This is a genomic window from Morganella sp. EGD-HP17 (assembly GCF_000512315.2).
Classification (GTDB): domain Bacteria; phylum Pseudomonadota; class Gammaproteobacteria; order Enterobacterales; family Enterobacteriaceae; genus Morganella; species Morganella morganii.
Genome location: NZ_AZRH01000003.1, coordinates 146,776 through 164,346, shown reverse-complemented (window position 1 = coordinate 164,346; position 17,571 = coordinate 146,776). Strand labels below are relative to the sequence as shown.

The following is a 17,571-nucleotide window of genomic DNA, read 5'->3' as shown; positions in this document are numbered from 1 at the left end:
TCAGCGATACTGACGGGGTGATAACCGGAAAATCAGCAGATTATTTGGTGACTCTGTCGTAATACACCATGTCAGCGTTCAGTCCCTGCTGATAGCCTTTCACATTGTCACGCAGTACCACCTGGTTTTGTCCCTGTGCCATAAAGACATACGGAGAACTGCGCTGTAATTCTTCCTGCATGGCGGTATACATTTGCGCACGTTTGGCTTTATCCGGCTCAGCGACCGCTTTCAGCGTGGTTTGTGATAACTGAGGAATATCCCAGCCGTTCAGCCACGCAACAGTGCTGCTCTTGCCGTCATTAAAGGCGAAGGCGCTGGCATTGGAATGGGCATCAAAATAGTCCGGGATCCAGAAACGAATGGCCGCCTGATGCTGGCGTGCCCGTACACGGGAATAGACCCGGCTGCCCGCCGCCGGTAATAATTCCACTTTGATACCGCCCTGAGCAAAACTGGCCTGAAGTGACTGAGCGATAGTGATATACGGTGGCTTGTTTTCCACATCGAGGGTGAAATGGGCATCTTTAATCCCGGCGTTTGCCAGAATCTCTTTGGCTTTGGCCGGATCAAATTTATACGGGTTATTTTCCAGCGCGCCCGGTAAACCGACCGGCAGGAAGCTCTGATGAATAAAATACTGGCCTTTCAGTAGATCGCGGGTAATGCCTTCATAATCCACCAGATAACGGGCCGCTTCCCACAATGCCGGGTTTTTCAGCAGCGGATTGGCGCTGTTGCCGGTGTTGAACGCCATATAATCCTGCTCGGCGGACGGAATATTTTCCACCCGTACCCCGGCGCTGTTTTTCAGTGCCGCAGTCTGGTCAGCACCCAGTTCACGGGCAATATCCGCATCACCCTGCTGAATCAGCAGACGGCGGGAAGCCGGATCCGGCACGTTTTTAATAATAATGGACGGGATTTTCGCCTCGCCGGTGGAGACATGCGGGTTAGCGGCCATCACAATCGCCTGGTTTGGCTGATAGACCTTCAGGGAATAAGCACCGCTGCCGGCAGAATGCATTTTCAGCCAGGCATTACCGAAGTCATTATTTTTAATATTCGGTGTCACCAGTTTTTCGTCCACCACTGAGGCTATCGGGGTGGACAACAGATTCAGTGCCACATCCGGGCTGATATCCGCACTCCATTTTATTTTCAGGGTGCGGTCGCCGGTTTTTTCAAACTGCTGCGCGATATTCTCTTTATTCCAGCCAAGAATATTGAGAATAAACGCAGGCGATTTATTCATGACCACAGCGCGCTGGTAAGAGAAGATAATATCTTCCGGGCGTACCGGGTTGCCGGAGGCAAATTTTGCATTCTCTTTAATCCGGACGGTCAGGGTTTTATTGGTGGCATCGGCCTGCCAGTCTTCCAGCAGGATAGCGTCAAGCTGCTCCGGATTATCACGGTTCGGCTGTACCAGGCGCTGATATAAGCTGGGAACGGTCTGGATACTGGACAGTTCATTACTTTCTGCCGGATCCAGACTGACAATATCATCCAGGCTCTGGACAACAATTAAGGTATTCGGTGGTGTGGCGGCAAATGCGGAGACGGAAAAGAGCAGAGCCAGTGACGCTGCCGGATATGTTTTTTTCATATATTTCCCCTGAAACGCGGTGTTATTGATTTTTTGTAATACTGACACGTTAAAAAAAACGGCGCTGTTTTGCAAAGTCTGTTACGTGCTTGTTTATAACTTTTCGTTATAGCCGAAATTAATCATAGTCTGAAATTGCTGACCGGGAGATTTCACCGGCAAAAAAAGCGGAAAAACAGCTGCAATATAACAACAAGTTATCAGCCCATAAAAAATAACACTAAAAATGGCGCTGTATGAGCGGAGACAGTAACCCGTACTGTTCAGTAATAAACGGGTATAACAGATAAAGGTGGTTAAATAAACAACAGAAACTATATTTGCTGTCAATCCATTATTTTCAGCGCTCACCAGATTGATATTTCAGTGAAATTTTTTACTTTACTCTTTTTATTTACAGTTGTTTTTTAAGTGGTTGTTAATATTTAATCAGTTAAAACTGTGATAGAGGCAGGGTTTTTATCTGGAAAAATTGCTTTTTGTTAATTAAATGTTTACTTTTTTATCCGAGCTGAGCAAAACAGCCGGATCATAAGCAGTCTTGGGTTAATGTTTTATTTCAGCGGCAGAGCGGCACTGTTTGCAGATAAAAACAATCACTGCCCCGGAAAATGCACATCAGGCCGGAAAACAGCACCGAAAAACAGGCTGATCCCGTCGCTGACGGCACTTATAAATAAAGCATTTGCGATTTTTTAATCACGTTGTTCATTTAACAGGTGTTATTCAGAAGGGACGGAAGATGAAAAAACACACTATTGCTGTTTCCCTCACGCAGGCGCTGCTGCTGAGTGCACTCTCTTATTCCGCATGGGCGGCACAGGTTCCGCCGGGAACAAAGCTGGCGGAAAAACAGGTTATTGTTATCAATAACGGTACTGAACCGGTATCACTTGATCCGCATAAAGTGGAAGGCGTGCCGGAATCCAACATTATTCTTAATCTGCTGGAAGGGCTGGTTTCCACTGACGGTGATGGTCATATCGTGCCCGGGGTGGCAGAGAGCTGGTCGTCCCCGGATAACCGCATCTGGACATTCACGCTGCGGCCGGATGCTAAGTGGAGTGACGGCTCGCCGGTGACCGCACAGGATTTTGTCTACAGCTGGCGGCGGCTGACTGACCCGAAAACCGCATCACCTTACGGCAGCTATCTGCATTATGCCTATGTCGAAAATGTGGATGACATTATCAGCGGTAAAAAACCGCCGGAAAGTCTCGGCGTCAAAGCGGTTGATGACAGAACCTTTCAGGTTCAGCTGACTCAGCCGGTGCCGTATTTCCCGGATATGCTGAGCCATACCGCACTGAAGCCGGTACCGAAAGGGGCGATTGAACAATTTGGTGATAAATGGACATCCGCCGGAAAATTTACCGGTAACGGCGCATATACCCTGTCTGCCTGGAATGTGAATGAACGGCTGGTGCTTAAACGCAACCCGAAATACTGGAATGATAAAGATACCGTGATTGAACAGGCGACATTCCTGCCGCTCCAGTCAGAAACCAGTGATATTAACCGCTATCGCGCCGGTGAAATAGATGTCACCAACAGTTCGGTGCCGCCGGTTCTGTTCGCCAAAATGAAAAAAGATATTCCGGCGCAGGTTCAGATTTCCCCGTATTTATGCACGTTCTATTATGAAATAAATAATACCGCGGCACCGTTTACCGACCCGAAAGTACGCGAAGCCGTTAAACTGGGGCTGGATCGCGACATTATCACTCATAAAATCATGGGACAGGGACAAATTCCCGCTTACGGTTTTACCCCGCATTATATTAACGGCGGGCATTTCACCACACCGGAATGGGCATCCCTGACTCAGGAACAGCGCAATGAAAAAGGGCGCAAACTGCTGGAAGAAGCCGGTTACAGCGAAAAAAATCCGCTGACCTTTGAATTGCTCTATAACACGTCCGATCAGAATAAACAGCAGGCAATTGCCGCCGCCTCCATGTGGCAGAAAAATATCGGCGCGAAAGTGGTGCTGAAAAACCAGGAATGGAAAACCTCCAATCAGAATCGCCATGAAGGAAATTATCAGGTAGCCCGGGCGACCTGGTGCGCGGATTACAATGAGCCATCCTCGTTTCTGAACATTTTTCTGTCAGACAGCAGTAATAACACCAGTTTCTACCGGAATATTGCATTTGACAGTGCAATGCAGCGTGCTTTGCTGGCAACGGATGAAAAAACACGTCAATCCGCTTACCAGGAGGCAGAAACTCAGTTAGATCAGGACTCTGCATTAATTCCTGTTTATTATCGCGTGAGTGTCCGGCTGATAAAACCATCAGTCGGCGGAATTACCGGCAATGACCCGCTTGATTATATGGATATTAAGCGCTTATATATGGTAGAAACACATTAATAATAAAAAATTTGCACTCACAGAGTGCGAAAAAAATGAAGGTGCGGAAGTTAAAACGAAAAGCACCTGATAAAAACGCAACAAACGCAAAACACATTCGTCAATGGGGAGTTTATGTAAGATGGTTAATTCAACGAAAAAAACACTGCTGGCACTCAGTGTGGTAGCAGCAATGGGGATGGGTATTGGTACACAGGCGTTTGCTGCGGATGTACCGGCCGGTGTTCAGCTGGCAGATAAGCAGGATTTAATCCGCAATAACGGCTCTGAGCCGCAGTCACTGGATCCGCATAAAGTGGAAGGGGTACCGGAAGCGAATATTATCCGTGACCTGATGGAAGGTATTACCCTGGAAGGACCAAGTGGTGAAATTCTGCCGGGCTCGGCAATCTCCTGGGAAAATAAAGATTTTAAAGTCTGGACGTTTAAAATCCGCGAAGATGCAAAATGGTCCAACGGCGACCCGGTCACCGCACAGGACTTCGTTTACAGCTGGCGCCGCCTGGCTGATCCGAATACCGCATCACCGTATGCCAGTTATCTCCAGTATGCTCACGTGGTGAATATTGATGATGTTATCGCCGGGAAGAAAAAGCCGGAAGAGCTGGGCATCAAAGCGCTGGATGATAAAACCCTTGAACTGACCCTCTCTGAAGAAGTGCCGTATATTCCGAAACTGCTGGCGCATAACTCCATGTCTCCGGTGCATCCGGCCACTGTCGAGAAATTCGGTGATAAGTGGACTCAGCCGGGCAATTATGTCAGCAACGGCGCATACACCCTGAAAGACTGGGTGGTTAACGAAAAAATCGAACTGACCCGCAACCCGAAATACTGGGATAACGAAAAAACCGTTATTAATAATGTCCGTTTCCTGCCGATTTCCTCTGAAGTTACTGATGTTAACCGCTACCGCAGCGGTGAAATCGACATGACCTATAACAACCTGCCGATTGAACTGTTCCAGAAACTGAAAAAAGAAATTCCTGACGAACTGCGCATTTCGCCGTATATGTGTACCTATTACTACGAAATCAATAACGAAAAAGCGCCGTTTGATAACCCGAAAGTCCGTGAAGCCCTGAAACTGAGCCTTGACCGCGACATTATGGTCAACAAAGTCAAAGCACAGGGTGATACCCCGGCATTTGGTTTCACACCACCGTTTGCGGATGGTATGTCAGCCAAAGAGCCTGAGTGGTTCGCGAATATGACGCAGGAGCAGCGTAACGAAAAAGCGCGCAAACTGCTGGAAGAAGCCGGGTTTACCAAAGATAAACCACTGAAATTTAACCTGCTGTATAACACATCTGATCTGCACAAGAAAATGGCGATCGCCGCATCGTCTATCTGGAAGAAAAACCTCGGTGCAGAAGTTCAGCTGGTTAACCAGGAATGGAAAACCTTCCTCGATACCCGCCATCAGGGGACTTATGATGTTGCCCGTGCCGCATGGTGTGCGGATTATAACGAACCGTCTTCATTCCTGAATATGGTTCTTTCTTACAGCAGCACCAACACCCCGCATTATAAGAGTGCGGAGTTTGATAAGCTGATGAAACAATCCCTTCAGGTGAAAACCGATGCGGAACGTGCGCAGATCTATCAGCAGGCGGAAGCCCGGCTGGATAAAGACTCTGCCATCGTGCCGGTCTATTACTATGTCAGTACCCGTTTAGTGAAACCGTATGTAGGTGGCTATACCGGAAAAGATCCGCTGGATCACTTCCACACCAAAAACTTATATATGATTAAAAAATAATACCGACGGTTGGCCGCCCTGCGAAGGGCGGCCTGTGTAGTGTGTACCCCCGGAAGCGGGTACTGTATAGGAACGGGCAATGTTTAAGTTTATTCTTCGCCGTATACTCGAGGCGATCCCGACGCTTTTTGTGTTAATTACTATCTCTTTCTTTATGATGCGTCTGGCTCCGGGCAGTCCATTTACCGGTGAGCGTAAATTGCCGCCGGAAGTGATGGCGAATATTGAAGCCAAGTACCATCTTAATGATCCGATTCACGTTCAGTATTTTGATTATTTAGTTCAGTTATCAAAGGGGGACTTCGGGCCTTCCTTTAAATATAAAGATTACTCGGTGAATGACCTGGTCGCCTCCGCGTTTCCGGTCTCCGCAAAACTCGGGCTGGCGGCGTTTGTGCTGGCGCTGATTGTCGGGGTGAGTGCCGGTGTGATAGCGGCACTGAACCAGAACACCAAATGGGACTATACCGTCATGGGCTTTGCCATGACCGGGGTGGTTATTCCCAGCTTTGTGGTGGCGCCGCTGCTGGTTCTTATCTTTGCCATCCATCTGCACTGGCTGCCGGGCGGCGGCTGGAACGGCGGGCAGCTCAGCAATATCATTCTGCCGATGATCGCGCTGTCACTGGCCTATATCGCCAGTATCTCCCGTATTATGCGCAGTTCCATGATTGAGGTGATGCACTCCAACTTTATCCGTACCGCACGGGCGAAAGGTCTGCCGATGCGTAAGATTGTCTGGCGGCATGCACTGCGCCCGGCACTGTTACCGGTGGTCTCTTATATGGGACCGGCATTTGTGGGGATTATCACGGGTTCAATGGTGATTGAGACGATTTTCGGTTTACCGGGCGTGGGGCAGTTATTTGTCAACGGCGCGCTGAACCGCGATTACTCTCTGGTGCTGAGTCTGACCATCCTGGTCGGCACACTGACCATCGCCTTTAACTGTATCGTTGACGTGCTGTATGCCGTTATCGATCCGAAAATCCGTTATTAGTCCCGGAGCACGCTATGTTACCGAATGAAAAAAACCGCGAAGCTCTGGAAAATTTCACGGAGCAGCTTGATGTCGAAGGACGCAGCCTGTGGGCGGATGCCCGCCGCCGCTTTATGCATAACAAAGCCGCGATCACCAGTCTGTGTCTGTTGTTTTTAATTACCCTGTTTGTGATTTTTATGCCGATGCTGTCGGAGTTCGCCTATGACGATACCGACTGGGGCATGATGTCCGCAGCACCGGATACGGAGAGCGGCCACTATTTTGGTACCGACTCCTCCGGCCGTGATCTGCTGGTGCGTGTGGCTATCGGCGGGCGTATCTCGCTGATGGTGGGACTGGCGGCAGCGCTGGTCGCTGTGCTGGTGGGAACACTGTACGGCGCGATGTCCGGCTATGTCGGCGGCAAAACTGACTCGGTCATGATGCGCGTGCTGGAAATCCTCAACTCCTTCCCGTTTATGTTCTTTGTTATCCTGCTGGTGACCTTCTTTGGTCAGAATATTTTTCTGATTTTCGTGGCTATCGGCATGGTTTCCTGGCTGGATATGGCGCGTATCGTGCGCGGCCAGACACTGAGCCTGAAGAGCAAAGAATTTATTGAGGCGGCGAAGGTCTGTGGTGTGCCGACCCGCAATATCATTCTGCGTCATATTGTCCCGAACGTGCTGGGTGTGGTGGTGGTTTACGCCTCACTGCTGGTGCCGAGTATGATCCTGTTTGAATCCTTCCTCAGCTTCCTCGGGCTGGGTACACAGGAGCCGTTAAGCAGCTGGGGCGCGCTGCTCAATGACGGTGCTAACTCAATGGAAGTTTCGCCCTGGTTACTGATGTTCCCGGCAGCATTCCTGGTGGTGACTCTGTTTTGTTTCAACTTTATCGGTGACGGGCTGCGTGATGCCCTTGACCCGAAAGATCGCTGAGGAGGCCGCCAATGACTCAGTTATTACAGGTTAACGACCTGAACGTGACATTCAAAACGCCGGACGGCGATGTCACCGCCGTAAACAAACTTAATTTTTCGCTGGCGGCGGGTGAGACACTCGGGATTGTCGGTGAATCCGGCTCCGGGAAATCACAGACGGCGTTTGCGCTGATGGGACTGCTGGCCCGCAATGGTGTGGTCAGCGGCTCTGCGGTGTTCAACGGGCGTGAAATTCTTAATCTGAAAGAGAAAGCGCTGAACAAAATGCGGGCGGAAGAGATTTCGATGATCTTCCAGGATCCGATGACCTCGCTCAATCCGTACATGAAAGTCAGCAAACAGCTGACGGAAGTGCTGATGCTGCATAAAGGTCTGAGTTCTCACGATGCTTTTGAGGAATCTATCCGGATGCTGGACGCGGTGAAAATGCCGGAAGCCCGCAAACGGATGAATATGTATCCTCATGAGTTCTCCGGCGGGATGCGCCAGCGCGTTATGATTGCGATGGCGCTGCTGTGCAAGCCGAAGCTGCTGATTGCGGATGAACCGACCACGGCACTGGATGTGACGGTGCAGGCGCAAATCATGACGCTGCTCAATGAGCTGAAGAATGAGTTCAATACGGCGATTATTATGATCACCCATGACCTGGGTGTAGTCGCCGGTATCTGCGATAAGGTGTTGGTGATGTATGCCGGACGTACCATGGAATACGGCACGGCCCGTGATGTGTTCTACCATCCGTCGCATCCGTACTCTATCGGGCTGCTTAAAGCGGTTCCGCGCCTTGACGGGCAGGAAGACAGTGAGCTCGCCACGATACCCGGCAACCCGCCGAACCTCCTGCGTCTCCCGGCAGGCTGTCCGTTCCGCCCGCGCTGCCAGTATGCGACAGACGAGTGTGCGCGGCATGAGCCGCCGTTACAGGCATTTTCTCAGGGCCGTTTGCGTGCCTGCTTCAGAACTGCAGAGGAGTTGGCATAATGACACATTCAGAACGTCCGGTTCTGCTGGAAATTGAAGATTTAAAAGTCCATTTTTCCATCAGAGATAACAAACAATGGTTCTGGCAGCCGGCAAAAAGCCTGAAAGCGGTGGATGGTGTGACTGTCCGTCTGTATGAAGGGGAAACACTCGGTGTGGTCGGGGAGTCCGGCTGCGGGAAATCCACGTTTGCCCGCGCGATTATCGGCCTGGTGAAATCCACGGCCGGCCGGGTAACCTGGCTGGGCAAAGACCTGTGCGGTATGAGTGAAAAAGACTGGCACAATGTCCGCAATGACATCCAGATGATTTTCCAGGATCCGCTGGCATCACTTAACCCGCGTATGACTATCGGCGATATTATTGCGGAGCCGCTGCGCACCTATTATCCGTCAATGAGTAAGACGGAAGTGACAGACAAAGTCAAAGCCATGATGATGAAAGTCGGGCTGCTGCCAAACCTGGTGAACCGCTATCCGCATGAGTTTTCCGGCGGACAGTGTCAGCGTATCGGTATCGCCCGCGCGCTTATCCTCGAGCCGAAACTGGTTATCTGTGATGAGCCGGTTTCAGCGCTGGATGTGTCTATTCAGGCTCAGGTGGTGAACCTGCTGAAGGAATTACAGCGGGAGATGGGATTGTCCCTTATTTTTATCGCTCATGACCTGGCGGTGGTGAAACACATTTCTGACCGTGTGCTGGTGATGTATCTCGGCCACGCAGTGGAACTCGGTACGTATGACGAGGTGTATCATAACCCGCTGCATCCGTACACCAAAGCGCTGATGTCTGCGGTGCCGGTGCCGGATCCGGACAAAGAGCAGAATAAAACAATTCAGCTGCTGGAAGGGGAACTGCCGTCACCGATTAATCCGCCGTCCGGTTGTGTCTTCCGCACCCGCTGCCCGCTGGCGGACAGTGAATGCGCAAGAACCCGGCCGCTGCTGGAAGGCAGTTTCCGCCATGCAGTTTCCTGCCTGAAGGTTGATCCGCTGTAAATACGGTAAAGCCGTTAATCTTATTTTTGCGACAGAGCGCCCGGTACGGGCGCTTTTTTTTCATCTCCGCATCCTGCTTTTCCGCACCAGCCGCAAAATCTGACAGAGCGTACTTCGCGGCCTTGCAGGCAGCTTACTGATTCCGTTATTAAAAAGCACAGCCGGTTTTTCAGGTGTGTTAATATCGGAGTGTTGACGAACGTCAACATATAAACTACAGTAGGTACAGGAAATGAAGAAACATCCGGATAAACATATTCAGTCCGCGATTGAATATGCACTGTTACAGGGATGGGTATGGATTGCGCCGGGGAATTCCTCGCATGCATTCTGCCGGTTACGGTGCGGGTCACCGAATGATGAGCACCGGCAGCATCAGATGAGCGTCTGGTCAACACCACGGAATCCGGAAAACCATGCAAAGCAGATCAGACGAAAAGTGGATGCCTGTCAGTGAAAACGGGCAGCAGGAAAGGGGGAAACGATGGCACTGTATAATTTTACGCTGACGCTGTCCGGTGTGACAGCAGATACAGAGAACCTGGAGGATGCCTTATTTGCAGGCGGTTGTGATGATGCATTACTCTGTTTTTACGGTAAATCAGTCTATCTGGAATTTGACCGGGAAGCACCGTCTCTGGATTGTGCAATCCGTACGGCGGTGGAAGATGCGGAGTCAGCCGGTGTGAATGCACGGGTGGAATCGGTGGATTCTGCTCTTGTCGGCCTGAGTGATATTGCGGAACTGACTGGTATGTCACGTCAGGCAATCGCGTTGCTCAAAGATGGTGCGCGCGGCCCGGGCACCTTTCCGGGGCCGGTGCAGCGGCTGCGCGGGCAATCCCCGTTATGGGACTGGGCTGCGGTCGCGTCCTGGCTGATGGCACAAGGGCGGTTGGCTGCACATTCTGAGATGGCAGAAAATGCAAAAATTATCAGCAAATGGAATCTTGCATTACGTGCAGGGGCTGCAGAGGATCCCGCTGAAATTGACATTATCACAAGGTCATTAATCGCCCGGCGTGAAAAATGCCGCTGCTGACCGCGTGACCGGCGGGGAGATTATTCCCGCCAGCGGACAGCGTATTCCGGTGAGCCGGTAAAATGCCGGGAAATCAGCACACGGGCAAAAATCTGATCGATATCTGCATTTTCATCCGGAGCCAGGCCGATAACCACTTCGGCACATTCCGGGTTTTGTGCCAGAAAAGGTGCAAACTCTGACCAGTCACTGCCGGTTGGTACAATTTCAGCACCGCCGATCTCTTCAAACTGAAGGTTAAACAGCAGGACGTCTGCCGGGTCAAGGTTATCCATTGCCTGTTCCAGAAACAGGTCATAGGCCATTTCAATCGTTTCCTGCTCGCTGAGGCGACGGGGAAGAGAGGTACTCATAGGTCAGGTTACATTCCGGTGATCCCCCGCCGTTTTATACCGGCGGGGATAATAAAGAAAGTCAGTTTATCACAGCAGAGGACTGAAGAAATAACATAACCGCTCAAGAACACGGTTGGTCAGCGGACGTTTTTCCCATTCAGTGTAATCGAGGCGGGTTGCGCGTGAAATATAGTCATTCTGGACAATATTCAGGTCACCGGCAAAACTTTCATCATCGATAACGGCGGTGATTTCAAAGTTGAGCCACAGGCTGCGCATATCCAGGTTTACGGAACCGACCATACTGAGCTGGTCATCCACGAGGACACTTTTCGTGTGCAGCAGACCATCCTCGAACAGATAGATTTCCACACCGGCTTCCAGCAGTTCAGTATAAAACGCGCGGCTTGCCCAGCGGACGAGGAATGAGTCATTGAGGCGCGGCATCACAATTGCAACACGCACGCCACGCATGGCAGCGGTGCAGATGGCATGCATCAGGTCATCGCTCGGAACAAAATACGGCGTGGTGAAGGTCAGACGCTCCTGTGCGGCAAAAATAGCCGTCATCAGGGATTGCTGGATCAGCTCTTCAGGGTAACCCGGACCGGAAGCCACAATATTGACGGTATGACCGCTGTCTTTTTCAAACGGCATTTCAATATCGTCCGGCGGCGGCGGTAACAGGCGCTCTCCGCGCTCCATTTCCCAGTCCAGTGCATAGATAATACCGAACAGGGTGGTGACAGGGCCTTCCATACGAACAAGGATATCAACCCATTCACCGACACCGGCGTCCTGTTTAAAGTAGCGCGGATCCACCATATTCATACTGCCGGTGTAGGAAATATAGTTATCGATAGTGACGATTTTCCGGTGCTGACGCAAATCCATCCGGCGCAGGGCGAAGCGCAGAATGTTTACCGGCAGAGCTTCGACAAACTCGATCCCGGCATTGCGCATCATCTCCGGATAATCATGGCGGAAGAAGTGCCAGCTGCCGGCGGAGTCCACCATAATCCGGCATTTTACGCCCCGCTTGGCGGCGGCGAGCAGGGCATTGGTGACATTGTCCACATCACCGCCCGGTTTCCAGATGTAAAACACCATATCAATGCTGTGTTTAGCATTATCGATATCTTTGACAATCTGGCGTAATGAGTCCTCGCAGGTGGTAAACAACTGAATCTGGTTACCTTTTACCCCGGGAATTCCCTGGCGGTGCTCAATCAGCTGAAACAGCGGAGCAGCCTGGGTACTGTTTTCCGTAGCGAAAATGTGTTTTGACTGACGCAGATTTTCAACCCAGCCGGAGACAGACGGCCACATTCCTTTTGCCTGCTCAACCCGGCGGCGGCCGAGATGGAGTTCACCGAAGGCGAGATACGCAATAATTCCGATAAACGGCAGAATATAGATGATCAGTAACCAGGTCATGGTAGATGTTACCGGGCGGCGTTTGTACATTACGCGGACAGAGATACCGGCGACCAGCAGCCAGTAGAAAAGAATACTCAGCCAATATAACAGCGTATAAAATGTCGACATAGGTATTATCTTTCTCTAAGAATAAGGTTTGCAGACAAAACAGGCTCAGGATCTGATTGATACTCCACCGGAAAATGTATCAGAAAGCTTTCTGTAATGCTGCTGTATTTGTGATTTAAGTCAGTTTAACCACTTTTTTCTGCCGGTGTTTGCAGATATTGCGGGAAAGCGGTTGGTTATTGTGTCAGGCAGTTTATAATAATTGCCCTTATTATTAGCTTATTTTTTCACACAGTCTAAAAAAGGGTTTAGTTATGAGACACAGCAGACCGGAAGTTGCACGTTGGCGTATGTTACGGCAGGCAACCCGTCGTCGTCGTCGCTGGCTGGAAAGTCAGTCCCGGCGGAACATCCGGATTTTTGCTCTGCGCAAGCTGGATATCGCGAGACAACGCCGTTCGCTGCTGTTTGCTCAGGCTGAATTAAGCCACTAAGAAGTGACCATCAGCACGATAAGTGACAATGGTTGTGTCTTTCGTATTGAAATTGATTGCTATTTGCATTTACACTAGTGACCATTGTCATTATTAGCTGCTTATAAGATTGTATCGACTATGCCTATTTTTCGCTGGATCAGCTGGCCAATTCTCATTTCTCTTTGTCTGCATGCCTCTGTGGCCGCAGCGATTTACTACAACATGAATAAGGAGGTTGAGGACGAACCTAAAGTGCTGATGGTGGAGATGGCAGCGTTTGCGCCGGCACCGGCAGCAGCTGTGGCTGAACCTCAGCCTGAACCGGAACCCGAAACAGAGCCGGAACCCGAGCCTGAACCTGAGCCGGTCGTGAAGCCGGTTATTGAAAAACCGGTGGAAAAGAAACCGGTTGAGAAAAAACCAAAACCAAAACCAAAACCGAAAAAAGAGAAAAAAGTTGAGAAACCAGCCGTAAAACCGGTTGAAACCAAAGCACCGGTCTCCGATAAACCGCTGTTCAGTGGTACGCCGGAAGGTCAGCAGAATGTGCAGAAAGCCCCTGCAGGCCCGGTCGGAAATGTGGCTTCTGCCGGACAAAGTGATGTTGGCGGTGGTGACCCGAAAGCCCTGAACCGTGCTGATCCGGTCTATCCGGCACGGGCACGCAGCCTCGGTAAAGAAGGGAAGGTGCGGGTCAGATTTGATGTCGATACCGATGGCCGTATTCAGAATATCGATATTATCGAAGCATCACCGAAAAATATGTTTGAACGTGAAGTCCGTAATGCAATGCGTAAATGGCGTTACGAGAAAAAGCCGAAGAAAGGCATGACGACCACCATTATTTTCCGGATCGACGGTAAAACCTCTATTCAGTGATCCGATAAAAAAAGAAAGCCCGGCACATAAAAATGCCGGGTTTTTTGTTTCTGTCTTATTTTGCCGGGAAAAGATCAGCGCGTAAATTCACCAGATTATCCGGTACTACATGAATAACCCCTTCACCCGGAATATCAATTTCCGCAATCATAAACAGAGCCATGGTTGTCAGCAGCGGCAGAATTAAAATCATAATATTGCTGCCGCGCAGTCCGCGGATATTATACCCGATCAGCACATTGGCACTGACGGCAAATAAAATCAGTAATACCCAGGCGGCTCCCGGGATCTGATAGCGCCAGCTGGCCATGGTTTTTTCTTCGGACACATAGAGATCACTGAATGCGGTCAGTACGGAGGCAATCACCGGATTCGGGGCCGTGCGGGCTTCAGATGCAGCGATCTTCCAGAGAGAGGACTGAGCCTCAAGGGAGATATCCCGCCATTTTTCATTTTTTGCCTGTGAGCCGCCGTTAAAAAAATCAATACGTGCGTCAATATACGTGTTAAGCAGAGTATTTGCCCGCAGGTTATTTTCCGGAGACAGTAATTGTGCCCGCTGGAATGCATTACCGATAGCAATAGCTTCGTTTTCTTCCATCTGTTCGCGGTTATTATAGCCGCCGATAGAGATCGTCAGTAAAAAGCCGATTAATAAGCCGAGCAGGGATAATACGGCACCGAGAACAATTTTGGTTTCATCATCTGCTAATTCGGTTTTCCCATGACGTTTTTTGAACAGGTATTTTCCGGCATAGGCCGAGCCGACAGATAAAATAAAGATAACGACAAATAAAATAACTGAATCAGAGACTAAAGCATTAAACAGCGCTGCCATACAAAGACCCTTTAACAGAAAATGCCTCAGCAGAATACTGAGATGCAGGTGGAATAAAGCCGGCCTGAAAAGGCCGGCCGGATATAAAACAGAGATGTCATCCGCTGACGGGAAATGCTGTCCTTTGTAATTATTTCAGCAATCTGACTCTGACAGGTTTCCCTTTGATTTTACCCTGCTGAAGCAGTTTACGGGCCTGCTGCGCGATACCCTGACGCACCGCGACATAAGCATGCATCGGGTGGATCACGATTTTGCCGATATCTTCGCCGTTCAGCCCCATATCACCGGTCATGGCGCCGAGAATGTCCCCCGGACGGATTTTGGCTTTTTTGCCGCCGTCAATACACAGTGTCGCCATTGCCGCATCCAGCGGGGTGATACGCAGCCCGGCAGGGATTGGCTGCCAGTTCAGTTTCATATGCAGCATCTCTTCCAGTGCGTTTGCCCGGACCGCTTCTTCCGGTGCACACAGGCTGATCGCCAGTCCGCTTTCACCGGCACGGGCGGTACGGCCGATGCGGTGAACGTGCACTTCCGGATCCCACGCCAGTTCATAGTTGATCACCAGCTCAAGGGCTTTGATATCGAGCCCGCGTGACGCCACATCGGTGGCAACCAGCACACGGCTGCTGCCGTTGGCAAAGCGGATCAGGGTCTGGTCGCGCTCGCGTTGTTCCATATCACCGTGCAGCACTAAAACACTCTGTCCGCTGCCTTCCAGGGCTTCATACACATCCTGGCAATCTTTCTTGGTGTTGCAGAATACCACGCAGGATGCCGGTTGTTCGCGGCTCAGTAATTTCTGTAACAGTTCAGTTTTGCCACGCCGTGAAACTTCATAAAACTGCTGCTCAACCGCAGGAAGTTCGTCGGTGCTGTTGATTTCGATGGTTTGCGGATCGCGCTGAAAACGGCGGCTGACAGCTGCAATCTCATCCGGCCAGGTGGCGGAAAACAGCAGAGTCTGACGTTCTTCCGGGGTACGGGAGAGGATTTCAGTAATATCGTCAGCAAAGCCCATATCCAGCATACGGTCAGCTTCATCCAGCACCAGTGTGCGGATAGCATCAAGGTGCAGCGTGTCTTTGTTCAGATGGTCAATCAGGCGGCCCGGGGTGGCCACAATAATATGCGGCGGGTGGATCAGTGAATCGCGCTGGGCACCAAACGGCACACCGCCGCATAAGGTCAGAATTTTGATATTCGGCAGATAACGCGCCAGGCGGCGCAGTTCACCGGCGACCTGATCCGCCAGTTCGCGGGTCGGGCACAGAACAAGCGCCTGGGTCATAAAGTGTCCGGCATCGATATGCTGTAACAGCCCCAGGCCGAATGCGGCGGTTTTCCCGCTGCCGGTTTTGGCCTGCGCACGGACATCTTTACCCGCGAGAATGGCCGGTAATGCGGCGGCCTGAACCGGGGTCATGGTCAGATAACCCAGTTCATTCAGGTTGGTAATTTGTTCTGCGGGAAGTGCATTAAGTTCAGCAAATGAGGTCACGATGAAAATTCCGGATTAAATAAAAAGAGAGGTTTGCGGCAATGATACTATTACCGGACGCCGGTGTCGCGGGGAACCTGTGGTTTATTCCGGCAGACAAAACGGCCACTCAGAAGAGTGGCCGGTATGAAACGCATTATTTTAAATCACTGTTACTGCTGTCTAACTGAAAATGACGTTTTCCGTCGGGCAGCGGGCGGGGACGGTTATCCGCATCCACCGCAACATAACTGAAGACAGCTTCTGTTGCCCGGTAACGGTCACCGATAGGATCGGTAGCCACTTTTTTCACCCAGACCTCAACTTTGACTGTCATGGATGAATTCCCGGTTTTCAGGCAGCGCGCATAACAGCAGACCACATCACCGACCGCGACAGAGCGCAGAAAGGTAATGCCGTCCACGCGGACGGTCACCACGCGGCCGAGTGCAATCTCCTTTGCCAGAATAGCGCCGCCGATATCCATTTGCGACATCAGCCAGCCGCCGAAGATATCCCCGTTGGCATTGGTGTCTGTCGGCATGGTTAAGGTGCGCAGCACCAGTTCCCCGTTAGGTAAACATTGTTGTTGAGTCATGAGAAACACTTACATCCGTTTAACGAAAAAGGATACCGGCGGAAACAAACCGATATCCGGTTGATTTTATTATTTTTCTTCTTCCCGTGGCAGATGACGGTAAATATATACCACACTGGCAACGGTAAATACCAGTGTTACAGCGGTCAGACCAAACACTTTGAAGTTCATCCAGGTATCCATGGATAACCAGAACGCGACATACACGTTCACGGCCGCGCAGACGATAAAGAAAAGAGCCCAGGCGAGATTCAGACGCTGCCAGACCTGTGGCGGCAGGGTCAGTTCTTTGCCCAGCATTTTCTGAATCAGCGGCTTACCGAAGATAAACTGGCCGCCCAGTAACACGAGAGCAAACAGCGCATAAATAATGGTCACTTTCCATTTGATAAACTGCGGATCATGGAAAACGATGGTCAGGGTGCCGAAGATGGCCACAATCACAAAGGTGATAACGGCAGATTTCTCCAGATGTTTATACATGAACCAGCGGACAGCCAGCGCCATCGCAGAGGCGGCAATCAGGGCACCGGAGGCGTAATAGATATCCACGGTTTTATATATGGCAAAAAAGATAACCAGGGGGATAAAGTCGAGTAGTTGCTTCATAATTGAGTCTGTCCGAAATTTAAATTTATTTTAAGCACGTGGCATCCAGTCACTTATTTTTAAAGAAAAAAAATATATTACAATTGATTTTGCAATATTTTACCATAAGACGCGGTCTGACTATCTTCTTTATCCGCGTTCGGTTATAAATCAGTTTAACTATTAGCAGTA

The 17,571-nt window shown here is 50.5% G+C and carries 17 protein-coding genes; 10 read left to right on the top strand and 7 right to left on the bottom strand.

Going from position 1 to position 17,571, the window contains the following annotated elements; translation table 11 throughout:
* Window positions 1–40: 40 nt before the first annotated feature.
* Window positions 41–1,609: an ABC transporter substrate-binding protein gene (locus tag X965_RS04995; RefSeq protein WP_036417282.1), complete on the bottom strand. Its 1,569-nt coding sequence runs from the start codon at window positions 1,607–1,609 to the stop codon at window positions 41–43.
* 742 nt (window positions 1,610–2,351) lie between these two features.
* Here X965_RS04995 and X965_RS04985 point away from each other — a divergent pair.
* The 8 genes from X965_RS04985 to X965_RS04950 all read left to right on the top strand — a co-directional run bounded on the left by X965_RS04985 (window position 2,352) and on the right by X965_RS04950 (window position 10,694).
* On the top strand, window positions 2,352–3,983 hold the full coding sequence (locus X965_RS04985; protein ID WP_004238182.1) for an ABC transporter substrate-binding protein: 1,632 nt from the start codon (window positions 2,352–2,354) through the stop codon (window positions 3,981–3,983).
* Between the two features lie 121 nt (window positions 3,984–4,104).
* Window positions 4,105–5,745 carry an oligopeptide ABC transporter substrate-binding protein OppA gene (gene oppA / locus X965_RS04980; protein ID WP_004238181.1) on the top strand — a complete coding sequence of 547 codons (1,641 nt, stop codon included), beginning with the start codon at window positions 4,105–4,107 and terminating at the stop codon, window positions 5,743–5,745.
* A 79-nt stretch (window positions 5,746–5,824) separates the two neighbouring features.
* Window positions 5,825–6,745 (top strand): oligopeptide ABC transporter permease OppB, encoded by a 921-nt coding sequence (oppB, locus tag X965_RS04975; RefSeq protein ID WP_004238180.1) that lies wholly within the window; start codon window positions 5,825–5,827, stop codon window positions 6,743–6,745.
* A gap of 14 nt (window positions 6,746–6,759) precedes the next feature.
* Window positions 6,760–7,668, top strand: a complete 909-nt coding sequence (oppC, locus tag X965_RS04970; protein WP_004238179.1) for an oligopeptide ABC transporter permease OppC — start codon at window positions 6,760–6,762, stop codon at window positions 7,666–7,668.
* A gap of 11 nt (window positions 7,669–7,679) precedes the next feature.
* The gene (locus X965_RS04965) at window positions 7,680–8,654 is read left to right on the top strand and encodes an ABC transporter ATP-binding protein (RefSeq protein WP_004238178.1); all 975 of its coding nucleotides are present in this window, start codon (window positions 7,680–7,682) and stop codon (window positions 8,652–8,654) included.
* On the top strand, window positions 8,654–9,652 hold the full coding sequence (oppF, locus tag X965_RS04960; RefSeq protein ID WP_004238177.1) for a murein tripeptide/oligopeptide ABC transporter ATP binding protein OppF: 999 nt from the start codon (window positions 8,654–8,656) through the stop codon (window positions 9,650–9,652). Before X965_RS04965 ends, oppF begins: the two co-directional genes overlap by 1 nt.
* A gap of 232 nt (window positions 9,653–9,884) precedes the next feature.
* Window positions 9,885–10,109: a hypothetical protein gene (locus X965_RS04955; RefSeq protein WP_004238176.1), complete on the top strand. Its 225-nt coding sequence runs from the start codon at window positions 9,885–9,887 to the stop codon at window positions 10,107–10,109.
* A 27-nt stretch (window positions 10,110–10,136) separates the two neighbouring features.
* Complete coding sequence (locus tag X965_RS04950; RefSeq protein ID WP_036417280.1) at window positions 10,137–10,694, top strand: AlpA family transcriptional regulator; 558 nt, start codon at window positions 10,137–10,139, stop codon at window positions 10,692–10,694.
* A gap of 20 nt (window positions 10,695–10,714) precedes the next feature.
* Here X965_RS04950 and X965_RS04945 read toward each other — a convergent pair whose 3' ends face one another.
* The gene (locus tag X965_RS04945; RefSeq protein WP_032098125.1) at window positions 10,715–11,047 is read right to left on the bottom strand and encodes an HI1450 family dsDNA-mimic protein; all 333 of its coding nucleotides are present in this window, start codon (window positions 11,045–11,047) and stop codon (window positions 10,715–10,717) included.
* Between the two features lie 69 nt (window positions 11,048–11,116).
* Window positions 11,117–12,577: a cardiolipin synthase gene (cls, locus tag X965_RS04940; protein WP_004238173.1), complete on the bottom strand. Its 1,461-nt coding sequence runs from the start codon at window positions 12,575–12,577 to the stop codon at window positions 11,117–11,119.
* Window positions 12,578–12,831: 254 nt separating this feature from the next.
* Between cls and X965_RS04935 the strand changes: the two genes are divergently transcribed.
* Window positions 12,832–13,011 carry a YciY family protein gene (locus tag X965_RS04935; protein ID WP_015422737.1) on the top strand — a complete coding sequence of 60 codons (180 nt, stop codon included), beginning with the start codon at window positions 12,832–12,834 and terminating at the stop codon, window positions 13,009–13,011.
* Between the two features lie 120 nt (window positions 13,012–13,131).
* A complete protein-coding gene (locus X965_RS04930) occupies window positions 13,132–13,872 on the top strand; it encodes a TonB family protein (protein ID WP_004238170.1) in 741 nt (246 codons plus the stop codon).
* 55 nt (window positions 13,873–13,927) lie between these two features.
* Here the strand turns inward: X965_RS04930 and X965_RS04925 are convergent, their stop codons facing one another.
* From X965_RS04925 to X965_RS04910, 4 genes are all read right to left on the bottom strand, one after another.
* A complete protein-coding gene (locus tag X965_RS04925) occupies window positions 13,928–14,710 on the bottom strand; it encodes a hypothetical protein (protein WP_004238169.1) in 783 nt (260 codons plus the stop codon).
* Window positions 14,711–14,840: 130 nt separating this feature from the next.
* Window positions 14,841–16,214 (bottom strand): ATP-dependent RNA helicase DbpA, encoded by a 1,374-nt coding sequence (gene dbpA, locus X965_RS04920; RefSeq protein ID WP_015422736.1) that lies wholly within the window; start codon window positions 16,212–16,214, stop codon window positions 14,841–14,843.
* 136 nt (window positions 16,215–16,350) lie between these two features.
* The gene (gene yciA / locus X965_RS04915; RefSeq protein WP_004238167.1) at window positions 16,351–16,791 is read right to left on the bottom strand and encodes an acyl-CoA thioester hydrolase YciA; all 441 of its coding nucleotides are present in this window, start codon (window positions 16,789–16,791) and stop codon (window positions 16,351–16,353) included.
* A gap of 69 nt (window positions 16,792–16,860) precedes the next feature.
* A complete protein-coding gene (locus X965_RS04910; RefSeq protein WP_004238165.1) occupies window positions 16,861–17,400 on the bottom strand; it encodes a septation protein A in 540 nt (179 codons plus the stop codon).
* Window positions 17,401–17,571: the final 171 nt, after the last annotated feature.